The 13,050-nt window shown below is 35.5% G+C and carries 14 protein-coding genes; all 14 read right to left on the reverse strand.

Annotation, left to right across the window (positions count from 1 at the left end):
* Positions 1-9: 9 nt before the first annotated feature.
* The 14 genes from BMZ99_RS11770 to BMZ99_RS26330 all read right to left on the reverse strand — a co-directional run bounded on the left by BMZ99_RS11770 (position 10) and on the right by BMZ99_RS26330 (position 12,997).
* On the reverse strand, positions 10-537 hold the full coding sequence (locus BMZ99_RS11770) for an NUDIX hydrolase (protein ID WP_090937122.1): 528 nt from the start codon (positions 535-537) through the stop codon (positions 10-12).
* A gap of 275 nt (positions 538-812) precedes the next feature.
* Positions 813-1,583: a sporulation transcription factor Spo0A gene (gene spo0A / locus BMZ99_RS11775; RefSeq protein WP_007934073.1), complete on the reverse strand. Its 771-nt coding sequence runs from the start codon at positions 1,581-1,583 to the stop codon at positions 813-815.
* A gap of 304 nt (positions 1,584-1,887) precedes the next feature.
* Positions 1,888-3,237: a SpoIVB peptidase gene (spoIVB, locus tag BMZ99_RS11780; RefSeq protein WP_090937125.1), complete on the reverse strand. Its 1,350-nt coding sequence runs from the start codon at positions 3,235-3,237 to the stop codon at positions 1,888-1,890.
* Between the two features lie 237 nt (positions 3,238-3,474).
* Entirely contained in the window at positions 3,475-5,190 is a 1,716-nt protein-coding gene (recN, locus tag BMZ99_RS11785) for a DNA repair protein RecN (protein WP_090937128.1), read from the reverse strand.
* An 18-nt stretch (positions 5,191-5,208) separates the two neighbouring features.
* Complete coding sequence (gene argR, locus BMZ99_RS11790) at positions 5,209-5,661, reverse strand: arginine repressor (protein ID WP_090937131.1); 453 nt, start codon at positions 5,659-5,661, stop codon at positions 5,209-5,211.
* Positions 5,639-6,232: a tRNA (mnm(5)s(2)U34)-methyltransferase gene (locus BMZ99_RS11795; RefSeq protein ID WP_090937134.1), complete on the reverse strand. Its 594-nt coding sequence runs from the start codon at positions 6,230-6,232 to the stop codon at positions 5,639-5,641. Before BMZ99_RS11795 ends, argR begins: the two co-directional genes overlap by 23 nt.
* Positions 6,219-7,088, reverse strand: coding sequence for an NAD(+)/NADH kinase (locus BMZ99_RS11800; RefSeq protein WP_090937137.1), 870 nt, complete (start codon positions 7,086-7,088; stop codon positions 6,219-6,221). Before BMZ99_RS11800 ends, BMZ99_RS11795 begins: the two co-directional genes overlap by 14 nt.
* 118 nt (positions 7,089-7,206) lie before the next feature.
* Positions 7,207-8,019, reverse strand: coding sequence for a TlyA family RNA methyltransferase (locus BMZ99_RS11805; protein ID WP_090937140.1), 813 nt, complete (start codon positions 8,017-8,019; stop codon positions 7,207-7,209).
* Positions 8,012-9,907: a 1-deoxy-D-xylulose-5-phosphate synthase gene (gene dxs / locus BMZ99_RS11810; RefSeq protein ID WP_090937143.1), complete on the reverse strand. Its 1,896-nt coding sequence runs from the start codon at positions 9,905-9,907 to the stop codon at positions 8,012-8,014. The genes BMZ99_RS11805 and dxs overlap by 8 nt, the downstream gene beginning before the upstream one ends.
* 41 nt (positions 9,908-9,948) lie before the next feature.
* Complete coding sequence (locus BMZ99_RS11815; protein ID WP_090937146.1) at positions 9,949-10,407, reverse strand: divergent PAP2 family protein; 459 nt, start codon at positions 10,405-10,407, stop codon at positions 9,949-9,951.
* Positions 10,408-10,417: 10 nt separating this feature from the next.
* Positions 10,418-11,296: a polyprenyl synthetase family protein gene (locus tag BMZ99_RS11820; protein WP_090937148.1), complete on the reverse strand. Its 879-nt coding sequence runs from the start codon at positions 11,294-11,296 to the stop codon at positions 10,418-10,420.
* The gene (xseB, locus tag BMZ99_RS11825; protein WP_090937150.1) at positions 11,290-11,556 is read right to left on the reverse strand and encodes an exodeoxyribonuclease VII small subunit; all 267 of its coding nucleotides are present in this window, start codon (positions 11,554-11,556) and stop codon (positions 11,290-11,292) included. The genes BMZ99_RS11820 and xseB overlap by 7 nt, the downstream gene beginning before the upstream one ends.
* Entirely contained in the window at positions 11,543-12,757 is a 1,215-nt protein-coding gene (gene xseA / locus BMZ99_RS11830) for an exodeoxyribonuclease VII large subunit (RefSeq protein ID WP_090937151.1), read from the reverse strand. The genes xseB and xseA overlap by 14 nt, the downstream gene beginning before the upstream one ends.
* Positions 12,758-12,859: 102 nt before the next feature.
* Positions 12,860-12,997, reverse strand: a complete 138-nt coding sequence (locus tag BMZ99_RS26330; RefSeq protein WP_175490537.1) for a hypothetical protein — start codon at positions 12,995-12,997, stop codon at positions 12,860-12,862.
* Positions 12,998-13,050 lie beyond the last annotated feature (53 nt).

The following is a 13,050-nucleotide window of genomic DNA, read 5'->3' on the forward strand; positions in this document are numbered from 1 at the left end:
AAAATTTAATTAGATTCCCGCTAATAATAATGCGAGCATGCTTTTCGCATCATTGATTCTTCCATCAGCAATCATCTCTTTTATTTCTTCTTTGGTATAAGTCTCTACATCTAAAAATTCATCTTCATCTGGAGATGGTTTAGAAAATATCAAGTCTTCAGCACGATAAAGATGTATTATTTCGTCAGTAAAGCCAGGAGTGGTGTAAATAGATGCCATCTTCTTCAAATTATTAGCCACATAACCCGTTTCTTCCTCTAACTCTCGCAGTGCACATTTATCTGGCAGTTCATCTTTATCTAATTTACCAGCAGGTACTTCCAATAACACTTTTCCAATGGGATAACGGTATTGTCTAACTAATACAATATTCCCTTCTTTTGTAATTGGCACAATTGCAACTGCTCCTGGATGTTTAATATATTCTCGAGATGCTTTTTTACCATTTGGCAATTCGACTTGATCCGAAAACACGTTAAGTAAATTGCCATTAAAAACGATTTTTGAAGCTAAGGGTTTCTCTACTAAGTCACTCATAATTATTCCCCCAATAAATTGACATAGCTTAGTGCTGCTTATCATATATCTGTACTAAGCAAGAATTTTTACATATAGCGTTAATATTCAAATCATTCAACAGAACTCTTAACATATTTATTCAGGTTTATTTGCAAAAATCCTGCATATTGATAAAATTGTTCATTGAGTTATATTTTTTTGCAAAAAAGCTCTATAAAACTAGTTTAGCCAGTTTTATAGAGCTTTACAGTTGCAAACTGTAAAAATTTAATTTTCAGATATCTTAAAAGAACTTAAACCCGCATCTCCATTCTCAGCTTATCAGCAATCATCGCCATAAATTCAGAATTTGTTGGCTTTCCTTTTTCAAGTTTGACCGTATAGCCAAATAAACGGTTGATCATGTCCATATTACCACGACTCCATGCTACTTCAATGGCATGCCTAATGGCTCTTTCTACCCGGCTAGGCGTAGTAGCATATTTCTCGGCAATCATAGGATAAAGTACTTTGGTTACAGCGCCCAATAAATCAATTTCCGTTATTATCATCATGATTGCATCACGTAAATATTGATAACCTTTAATATGGGCGGGAATACCAATCTCACGAATGATATTAGTGACCTCTACGTCTATGGGCCGAGCCTTTATAGCTTGAGCTACCACTGGACGCTGTGCCGTGATTGTAGTAGCTAATTGTCTAATTCTACTGGCCAGTACATCCATGTTAAACGGTTTTAATATATAATAATCAGCGCCCAGCTCTACTACACGCTGAGTGATACTTTCCTGACCAAATGCGGTAAGCATAATTATTTTAGGACGTTTAGCTGATAATGTATTAAGACGCTCTAATACACCGATACCATCAAGATGCGGCATTATAATATCTAAAATTACCACATCAGGACTTTTCTCCTCAATTATTGATAAGATTTGTTCTCCATTATATGCTATGCCAACCAATTGAAAATCCACCTGTTGAGTAAGATATTCCTGAACAATACCAACAAACTCTCGGTTGTCATCAGCAATAGCTACTTTAATTGTTTCTTTAATCACGTTATAATCCTCTCCCTGCTATTTTCTATAATAATAACTGTTCGACAAAGCTATATAAATCCCTTCCTCTTTTGGAAAAAAAATACATTTATATTTTATTATTTATTGATAGAAAATTACAATTATTTATTAAAAATTACAGAAGAAATCAAGATATAGCAAAATATATTGAATATCAAGATTAATTTTCGAAAAAAATTTATAAATATCGAAGAAACAAAAAATTATTAAATAACTATTTATAAAGTAGGTAGTACATTTTTCTAAATTTGATTATTGCATATTTCTTCAGAAAACCTATAGTTTACATTATAAAAGAAAAACCAGAAAACGTAAAAAGTTTTCTGGCTGATTGTTTCTCTGCTTTAGGTACAATTCCACTTTCTATCAACATCCATTCAATAAAACATCCATATCCTCTCGTAGGATCATGGACAAAAACATGAGTAACTGCGCCTATTAATTTGCCATTTTGGATAATTGGACTGCCGCTCATTCCTTGCACGATTCCACCTGTTTTTTCTAGCAATATAGGATCGGTAACCTTAATAACAAGTCCTTTACCTTCTGGAGCTTCCTGTAAGTTCACTTTCTGAATATCGATACTAAAACGTTTAATGGCTTGTCCATCTACCACAGTTAATATTTCTGCATAACCTGTTTGGATTTGATTCATCGAAGCTACAGGTATTGCTTGAGAATAAAGCTCATTTGGAACTTCATCAACTAATTTTCCATATATTCCGAATTTAGTATTCTTATCAATATTGCCCAATAAATGATCTTCATTTATAAAGACACCAATCTTTTCTCCTGGTTGGCCACGTTTACTATGTTGAATTCCCGATACTGATGCAGATACAATTTTTCCTTGTTCACAGTCAATAGGCTGATTCGTATCACTATCTGTAATGATGTGTCCTAATGCACCATAAGAACGGGATTTAGGATCATAAAAGGATAATGTACCAACTCCAGCTGCACTATCACGGACAAATAAGCCAATTCTATATCTTTTGGTATCATTACATAATATTGGTGCTAAGTTAACGTGAATTTGCTCTTCTCCTCTTTTTAACAAGATATCAAGTTGTGTTTTCTCCTTACCACTGTTATCAATAATTTCGGCAACTTGGCTATCACTTTGAACGGAAATACCATTAATACTCACAATAACATCACCAATATTAATACCAGCATCCTTAGCTGGAGTTACATATTCGTCGTTACCAATTGGAACTGGAGAAAGTCCAACGATAATAACACCGCGAGAATGTAATACAACCCCTATCGAATGTCCTCCAGGCACTAATTCAACAGGTGGTAGTACATCCACTTGTACGGTTCGTATTGGTATTAACCCTAAAAGTTTAAACTCAACAGTGGATTTTCCTAGCTTAAGACTTTCTAAAAAAACTGATCGTGATAATGCATACTTAGATAAAGGAGATTCTTCTTTAATATTTTTTTCTAAAGTTGGATGAATTGTCAAAGTTAAGGGAAAATTAACATTAAATAACGCGACTTCTCCTTCAATAATACGCATATGAGGTGGTAAACCATAAATAGTGCGAAATTGTGGTGAAAAGCTAAATGCAATAATTAACGCTGCAATGCATATTCCCATGAAGGAACGAAACTTACTATTCCTCATGTCTTTACATTCCCCCTTTTCATCTAGTGCTAATTTATACATAAGAAATTAAATCTTTTTTCTAGTTACGCATCTTGAAAAGGTCTGGAATTTACAGCAAATTATCAAATTAAAAATTATTACTCTCTCTTCTAACTTTAAACATTCCCGTTTTTTTAAACGATTATTCTCAATTATCAGCGTATAATCTCTTGAAATTTGATTTTCGGTTAATTTAGCAAAAAATAAAGCCCAAGCTTACGCTTGCGCTTTATTTTTCCATTTTTCTTTTTTTATCAATGCAGATTTAAATATTTGATTCGCATTCTCTAATGCAATCGGTGTAATCTCATTTCCTGAAATCATTCGTGTTAATTCTAATAATTGCTCTTCTTTTGTGAGAACCGTAACAATTGTATTTGTCCTCTCACCTTCAATTTGTTTCTTTATATACACATGGCGATCAGCCATACAAGCAATCTGAGGTAAATGAGTAATGCATAATACTTGTCTGGCACAAGCTACGTTTGCTACCTTTTCAGCTATCATATGTCCAGCCTGTCCACCAATTCCTGCATCAATTTCATCAAAAACCATAATACCAACAGCATCACGATAAGCACAAACTGTTTTTATCGCTAGAGCAATACGGGAAAGTTCTCCACCGGATGCAATTTTATATAACGGTTTTGTTTGCTCACCAAGATTGGCGGAAAATAAGAAACTTACTTCATCAGTACCATGAATAGTAAAATCTGGCCGAGATATGACTGCAATATCAAATGTTGCATTTGCCATTCCTAAATCTGTTAAATGTTTACCAATTTGCTCTGATAACCTTTTAGATGATTGCATTCGTAGAGTATGAAGTCTTTCACAATGGAAATTTAATTTTTCTTCTAATGTTTTTTGTTGTTGGCTAAATTTTGCTATTGTTTGATCATAATTATGTATATCTTCAAGTTCGGCAAGCGATTTCTCGTAATATTGCAATATTTCTGTAATAGTAGTTCCATATTTTTTCTTCAATTTATAAATTACATCCATACGTTCCTGCAATGTAGCTAATTTATGAGGATCAAAATCAATTTCATCACCATATAGACGTAAATCAGTGCAGCTTTCTTCTAATTGATATAATGCATCACTTATTGAAGCTAGTTGTTCCTGGATGCGATTATCATAACGTGCAATCATTTCTAATTCATGCTTCACTTCAGCTAAAGCTGGTATAATACCTTGTATTCCATCAGTACCTTGCTCCAATAAAATATAAGATCGATTTACTGCAGTTGTTATTTTCTCAACGTTTGATAATACAGGGATCTGCTGCTCAATCTCCTCCTCTTCACCGGGTTTTAATTGGGCTAACGCTATTTCTTTAGTTTGCCAACTTAACATATCAATACGTTGAGCCCTCTCACGAGAGTTTTGCGCAAGAACCTCTTGCTGCTTTATTACTTCAACCCACTTTTGATGTAGTTGACGATACTGTTCCAATTCTATTTTTATGTTTTTATCAAAAGCATCTAATAGGGCTAAATAAGATTCTGGACGTAATAAGGCTTGATTTTCATGTTGACCGTGCATATCAACAAGTTTTTCACCAATTTGCCGCAACGTATTTACGGTAACATGACAGCCATTAATTAAAATGCTATTTTTACCTTGTCTAGAGAAACGGCGACTAACAATTACTACTGCATCATCTTCAAGAGTAATACCTTGTTCGTCGATTATTTTATAAATAGAAGTTAACTTGGAAATATCAAACACTGCCTCAACTCTAAAAAAATCACAGCCAGTTCGAATAGAATCAACAGAAGCGCGATTTCCTAAAATGATACTTAAAGCATCGATTAGGATTGATTTTCCTGCGCCTGTTTCTCCAGTTAGTATATTTAAACCTTCATCAAACTCGACCACGGCCTGTTCAATTAATGCAAAATTAGTAACAGTCAATGATTTTAACACATTAAATCGCTCCTAACACTACTGTGATAATGTTTGCAATTTTGCAATTACCTTAGGTACAGCATCAGTTGGTTTAACAACGACCAAAATATTATCATCACCAGCTACTGTACCAATAATATCAGGCCATTTTGTATTATCAATAGCTGCAGCAACTGCTTGAGCTGTTCCAGGTAAGGTTTTTATAACAATAATATTTTCACTATAGTCGATATCAACAACAGAATCCTGAAAAATACGTTCCATACGAGGTTGCAAAAATGCAGCATTTTGTTCTACAGGAAAAGCATAGCGATAACGACCATCACCTGCAGGTACTTTAATAAGCATTAATTCTTTAATATCTCTCGACACCGTAGCCTGAGTAACTTCAATTTCTTGTTTTCGTAATGCAACAGCTAATTCTTCTTGGGTTTCGATCACATTATCCTCAATAATTTCTTTAATTTTAGTGTGGCGTCGCACTTTCATATGCTTCCCCCCTCATTTTTTCTACTATATATAATATTGGCGGGTTATTACTATGATTTATCATTGACCAACAGCCAACCGTAAAAATATTTGAAGGCAATGATCTAAGTCTTTCTTGTACTGCTTTATTTTCCAGATATCCTTCCTGATGACCAGAATAAGCTATAATGGAGATTACCCCTCCTATAGAGAGTGATCCTAATATCTTTTGTAAAGCTGCTATTGTTGATTGATATTGTGTTGTAATCTGATGTTGCGCATTTGGTAAATACCCTAAATTAAACATAGCTACATCAATTTTTCCATTAATATGCTGATCTATATTTTCATGACTATCTATTATTAATTTAACTTTATCATCTAAACTATATTTCGACAATAATTCTTTTGTATTTAAAATTGCTGTCTGTTGAACATCAAAACTCCAAATGATCGCATCTATCGGTGAGTTTTGTGCTAGAAATAAAGAATCTTTTCCATTACCAGCTGTAGCATCTACTAAAATTTTTGCTTTATTTACTTTAGCAAATAATAACTGTTGTGCCAATTTTATAGTATTAAAGGTTTGCATTCTTCTCACTCCGCCACAATTTCACCCGTAAAGTCTCATAATAACTTCTGTTATTCAAGCGTATAAATTGAGCACAAAAAGGGGATTGCTTTATTAGTACGGTATCATTTGCAATTAAACTATATACAGTTTGGCCGTCAATTGTCAGAACAACATCTTCCTGATTTCCAGTCATTTCAACTTTAATTTCCTCATTTTCAGAAATAACTAAAGGTCTAACATGTAAAGTGTGAGAACAAATAGGTGTTAGTACCATAACTTTTAATAAAGGATTAATAATGGGACCACCAGCAGATAAAGAGTACCCTGTAGATCCAGTAGCAGTAGCAATAATCAATCCATCAGCAGCATAATTTGTTGTTAGTACATTATCTAAAAATACATTAAATTTGATCATACGTGAAACACCGCTTTTACTTATAACAACGTCATTAAGAGCAGATGATACATGAATGAGTCTATTTTGACGAAGAATCATTGCATCTAACATTAAGTGCTCCTCAATTTTATACTCTCCAGCAATAAGCTTATCTAGAGAAGTATATAAATCAGAAAGTTCTATCTCTGTCAAGAATCCAAGCCTGCCCATATTAACTCCACAAAGAGGTATACCCATAGCAGAGATTTCTCTTGCAGTATTTAATAATGTTCCATCTCCACCTATCGTTAAGCCTACAGTTATCTTTTTTACGATGTCTTGCTGGCTACAGCCTAAGTCTGGATAGCCAATTTTATCCGCAATATCTTTTAGCAATACAATCTGCACACTACGCTTTTGTAAATACTGTACCACTTCAATCAGTACGGTGACAACACTTTGTTTATCAATATTAGGAAATAGACCTACTGTCAACACAAGCAATCCCCCATTATTTAAGTACACCACAGGCAGGAGATATAAAATCCCCTGCCTTAATGTATCTCTATATAGAATCCACCATAACTAGTCAATTCCTCTGTTTTATTTTATATTTTTACACTGCATTAGCGTGTGCTTCTTTTACAACCTCTACAATCGTCTCAATTGTAACGTTTATATCTGCCGGATAATTCGCTAAGTAAACAAGATATTCGATGTTCCCTTCAGGTCCCTTTACAGGAGAGTAAGTGAGGCCAATCGGCGTAAAACCAACAGTATGTGCATGCTCAATAATATTTAGAATAACTTCCTTATGCACTAAGGGGTCTTTTACGACTCCTTTTTTGCCGACTTTTTCACGTCCAGCTTCAAACTGTGGCTTAATCAAAGCTACAACAACTCCATCTGGAGACATCAATGTTTTAATAACCGGCAATACTTTATTTAATGATATAAATGCTACATCAATTGAAACAAAGTCTAAGGTTTCTCCTAGCTGTTCTAAGGTCACATTACGAATATTAGTACGCTCCATATTAATGACTCGACTATCCGTTCGAAGTGACCAGGCTAATTGCCCATAACCAACATCGACAGCATATACCTTATGAATACCATTCTTCAAGGCACAGTCTGTAAATCCGCCCGTAGATGCACCAATATCAGCCATAATCTTGCCTTCAAGACTTATATTGAAAAACTCCAACGCTTTAGCAAGCTTCAAGCCACCTCGGCTAACATAACCAATATTATCACCTGTAATCAGTATCGTGCTTTCAACAGGTACTAAAGTACCTGCTTTATCTATTTTTTGTCCATCAACAAAAACTAAGCCTGCCATAATACAAGATTTAGCTCTTTCCCGACTGGAAACTAAGCCTTTATGTAGCAATAAAACATCTAACCGTTCTTTATTGATTTTACCCATTAACATCACACCTTAATTTTTGGACATATGATTTTACAGTAGAAGCAATGCCGGCTGCATGTAACCCATATTTTAATAAAATTTGTTTGCGTGAACCTTGTTCAATAAACTGATCTGAGAATCCTAATCGCAAAACATTTACATGATCAATATTTTGATCATGTAAATACTCCAATACGCTAGAGCCAAAACCACCAGCTAAAACATTTTCTTCAACAGTAATGATGATTCCAATATCTTTACACACTTTTCTTATCATCTGCTCATCTAGCGGCTTTATAAATCTTGCATTAATAACACTTGCCAATATGCCTTCTGAGGCTAAAATTTCGCTTGCTTCCATACAAGTCTCAACCATTGAACCAATCGCTACAAAAGCTACATTTTTTCCGCTCTTTACTACTTCTGCAACTCCAATCGTAAGTTGCTGCAATGCTTGATCGATAGGCACTCCTAATCCATTTCCCCTTGGATAGCGAATCGCTACGGGGCCATTCGTATTAAATGCGGTGAATACCATATGCCGTAACTCATTTTCATCTTTAGGTGCCATAATTGTTAAATTAGGAATATGTCGTAGATAGCTATAATCAAATAATCCATGGTGTGTCGGCCCATCCTCACCTACGATCCCAGCACGATCCAATGCAAATAATACAGGAAGCTTCTGTAAGCAAATATCATGTAAGATTTGATCATATGCCCTTTGAGCAAAGGTAGAATATAAGGCTACAACTGGCTTCATTCCTTTGGTAGCCATACCTGCTGCCATAGTAACAGCATTTTGTTCTGCAATACCTACATCAAAGAAACGTTTGGGAAAATTAGCTGCGAATTTCTTAAGCCCTGTTCCTTCTGGCATTGCAGCTGTAATTGCAACAATTCGCTTATCTTGTTTGGCTAAATGAAGTAGTGTTTCGCCAAAAATAGCAGTATAGGTTGGCGTATTTCCATTTTTTATAACTTCGCCAGACTCAATGCAATAGGGACCAACACCATGAAATTTATCTGGGTTACATTCGGCAGGTTTATATCCCTTTCCTTTGCAAGTAAGAACATGAATGAGTATTGGTCCTTGCATTTTTTTAGCTTTTTCTAATACTTCACTTAGTAATTCAAAATTATGTCCATCAATAGGGCCGATATAATTAAACCCTAACTCTTCAAAAAGAACACCAGGTACTAATAGATAGCGTAAACTATCTTTAACACGTTCTACAGTTTTTGCAACACTTTCACCAATTGCAGGAATGCGGCGCAATAAGAATTCTATATCTTGCTTTATTTTGGTATATTTAGGCTCTGTTCGTATTTTGGACAAATACTCTGACATAGCGCCCACATTTTTAGCAATTGACATTTCATTGTCATTAAGAATAACAATCATCTTAGTCCCTGTGTGACCAGCATGGTTCAAGGCCTCATATGCCTGTCCTCCTGTTAGTGAACCATCGCCGATAACGGCCAGTATCTGTTCTTTATCACCTGCAATATCTCTGGCAAGCGCCATTCCCAAAGCAGCAGATATAGAAGTACTTGAATGTCCTGTACCAAAGAAATCATGTTCACTTTCACTAATTTTCGGAAAGCCACTAATGCCGCCAAATTGGCGTAACGTCGCGAATCCCTCTCGCCTGCCGGTTAATAACTTATGTACATAGGACTGATGCCCAACATCCCAGACGATCTTGTCAATTGGGCTGTTAAATACTTTATGTATGGCAAGAGTTAATTCCACTACACCTAAATTTGGTGCTAAATGTCCTCCTGTTTTGGAAACAGAACAGATTAAAAATTGGCGTATTTCCTCTGCCAGCAGCTTAATCTGTTCATTTGATAATTTTTTTAAATCTTGGGGCTTGTCAATAGCCTCAAGTAATGTCTTCAAATGTAACAACCCCCTCGTTCCCCATAATCCACAATCTATAATTAACCTACAAAATTCTTAAAACCGTAGGCAATTGAAATTCCTAATATAGCACCTGCTAATACTTCTAGTGGAGTATGTCCTAATAATTCTTTTAACCGAATATCACGAATCGTATGCTCTGCTCGCAATTCACGTACTAATTTATTTATCACTTTGGCTTGTTTTCCTGCAGCCCTACGTACTCCAGCAGCATCATACATTACAATACTTGCTAATACAATGGTTACCGCAAATAGAGAAGATGCAAAGCCATCATGAAGTCCTACAGCCCAGGCCAAACTCATAACCAATGCTGTGTGAGAACTAGGCATTCCACCAGCTCCAACTAAACGTTCAAAATTTAAGGCACCATGTTTCCAATAAGAAGTTAAAGTCTTAAGTATTTGGGCGCAAAACCAAGCAGACAAGGCGGTGGCCAATATAATATTTTGTCCAAGAATAACAACGAACTCTGCCAAAACAAACACCTCAATTATCGCGTGTTAATAAAGCCCTTACCATTTCTCTTAGAATATCTGCTTCCTTGCCAAACCGTTTTAATGCTTGTAGAGCATTGGTTACAGCTTGATTTGCCATATCTTGAGCCTCACCTAAAGAATATAAAGTAACATAGGTAGCTTTATGATTTTTAACGTCACTTCCAACAGGTTTACCAATTTTCTCTTGTGTTCCTGTCACATCCAAAATATCATCTGTAATCTGAAACGCCAGACCATACTGCTTCGCATATTCTGTTAATGATGCAACCTGCCACTCTTCCCCTCCGGCTAATTGCGCTCCGGCTCTTACAGCCGCTTTAAATAACGCTCCTGTTTTCGCTTGGTGCATATAACTAAGAGTGTCAATATCAATTTTTTCTCCCTCGGAAGATAAATCGATTACTTGTCCCCCAATCATTCCTAAAGCACCAGCGGCATTACTAATTTCTCCAACTACTTTTATTAGCACATCTGCTTGAATTCCAGGTTGAGCAAGCATAACTGTAAAAGCTGCAGTTAATAATCCGTCACCAGCTAAAATTGCCATGCCTTCACCAAAAACTTTATGGCTGGTCAACTTTCCTCGCCGATAATCATCATCATCCATTGCTGGTAAATCATCGTGAATTAAAGAATACGTATGAATCATTTCTAAGCCGCAAGCTACATTTAGAAAGTCACTACCTTTTCCACCTATGGAATCAGCAGCAGCCATAAGAAGAATGGGACGTAAGCGTTTTCCACCGGCAAATAAACTGTAGCGCATCGCTTCAAAAATCTTTGGTGGATATACATTTTCACTAGGAACAAATGCAGCCAATGCATGATCAACAATCTTACCTTTTTCTTGACAGTATTGTTTTAACATGAACCGTCCTCCTGTAATTTTAGAGGCCTTTCTATTATTTTCCCCTTTTCTTCAGATAAAATTTTATCAATTTGCTCTTCCGCATAATTTAATTTCTGCAAACAATTTTTGGATAAGTTTATACCTTCAGCAAAATGTTCTAAAGACTCATTTAAAGGTAATTCACCTTTTTCTAATTGCTTAACAATAGCTTCTAGTTTTTCTAAAGCTTGTTCAAAGCTAATTTCATGCTGTTCTTCCTTTTTCTTAGTTCTTACCATGATGTTCCTCCTGTATATGAATTATCTCTGCATCTACCCTTCCTCGATTTAATACAATCTCAATCTTTTGACCAGATTGCAACGCAGTAGTGTTTTTAACCACCTGACCATCTATAGTATGTACAATACTATAACCTCTCGCTAATACAGCCAGAGGATTGAGCATCGCTAATTTTTCTGCAGTAATTGTAAATATATGTTTTTTGTCCCGGACAACGGTCTTTATTGCCTGCTCTAAACGTTGCATACAATTGTCTAAGACTTGCTGCCGATCTGCTAACAATTCATAAGGATAGGTAAAGACTCTATTCAGAGTAGATTGTTCAAGCCGTCTAAAATGATGCTGTAATACATGACGTATATTACTTTCTAACATATTATGCAAGGTTGATACATATTTATACAATTCTCTAACATCTGGTACAACAAATTCTGCTGCCTGGGATGGAGTAGCTGCTCTGCGATCAGCAGCGAAATCTGCCAAGGTATAATCCGTTTCATGACCTACAGCTGATACAATGGGAATATTTGAAGCAACAATAGCTCGTACTACTCTTTCATCATTAAATGCCCATAACTCTTCAATAGAGCCACCTCCACGCCCAACAATAATAACTTCTACATTATCCAGCTCATTAAAGACTTCAATTCCATGTACAATCTGCATAGGCGCCTCAGGGCCTTGTACTTGGACAGGATAAAGCTTTAACACTATTCCAGGATGCCGCCTTTTTGCTACTATCATAATATCCTTTATTACGGCGCCTGTAGCTGATGTAAGAATACCTACGACTTTAGGCAATACAGGTAAGTCCTTTTTTAGCGCATCATCGAATAAACCTTCATTTTCTAGTTTTTCTTTAAGCTGGGCAAAAGCTAAACTCAATTCTCCAATACCGTCAGGTATCAATTGATTCGCATAAAGCTGATATTGACCATCACGCTCAAATACTGTTATTTGTCCCCCAACAATTATTTTCATACCATCTTTAGGTTCGAATTTTAAAAATTGAGCACGACCTTTAAACATTACGGCTTTAATTGTGGCATGGTTATCTTTTAACGTAAAATAGCAGTGACCAGAGTAATGTTTTTTAAAGTTTGATATTTCTCCACGTATAAATACAGAACTAACTTTAGAATCATATTCAAAAAGTTGTTTTATATATTTTGTAATTTCACTTACACTATAGATATTCATAAATCACCTTGTTCGAAAATGTAATATATTACTTAAATTAAGTCTTCTTTATCATATAACAAGAGTACAAAAAAAACCAGACAAAAGTCTGGGTAGTCTCCTTCAATATCGGCGCTGATCAATATATGGACGTGCTATATATCCACTAGCTGCACCTAATATAAACCAGAAAAAGCTCCCTGGAGGGATGAGATAGCCTATCGCTGCACCAATTGTTGCGCCAAATAATATATACCCCAAAATAAAAGCCTCCCTTCACATATGATCTTTTTATGTATCATATGCAAAGGAAT

This window comes from Pelosinus propionicus DSM 13327, from assembly GCF_900114615.1.
Taxonomy (GTDB): Bacteria; Bacillota; Negativicutes; order DSM-13327; family DSM-13327; genus Pelosinus; species Pelosinus propionicus.

Excerpts from the sequence above, each read along its gene's own strand:
- BMZ99_RS11795 (WP_090937134.1), bottom strand. The coding sequence starts at position 6,232 with ATGCAAACCTTTAATACTATAAAATTGGCACAACAGTTATTATTTGCT.
- argR (WP_090937131.1), bottom strand. The coding sequence starts at position 5,661 with ATGAAAGTGCGACGCCACACTAAAATTAAAGAAATTATTGAGGATAAT.
- xseB (WP_090937150.1), bottom strand. The coding sequence starts at position 11,556 with ATGGTAAGAACTAAGAAAAAGGAAGAACAGCATGAAATTAGCTTTGAA.
- spoIVB (WP_090937125.1), bottom strand. The coding sequence starts at position 3,237 with ATGAGGAATAGTAAGTTTCGTTCCTTCATGGGAATATGCATTGCAGCG.
- BMZ99_RS11820 (WP_090937148.1), bottom strand. The coding sequence starts at position 11,296 with ATGTTAAAACAATACTGTCAAGAAAAAGGTAAGATTGTTGATCATGCA.
- xseA (WP_090937151.1), bottom strand. The coding sequence starts at position 12,757 with ATGAATATCTATAGTGTAAGTGAAATTACAAAATATATAAAACAACTT.
- BMZ99_RS11770 (WP_090937122.1), bottom strand. The coding sequence starts at position 537 with ATGAGTGACTTAGTAGAGAAACCCTTAGCTTCAAAAATCGTTTTTAAT.
- BMZ99_RS11805 (WP_090937140.1), bottom strand. The coding sequence starts at position 8,019 with ATGGGTAAAATCAATAAAGAACGGTTAGATGTTTTATTGCTACATAAA.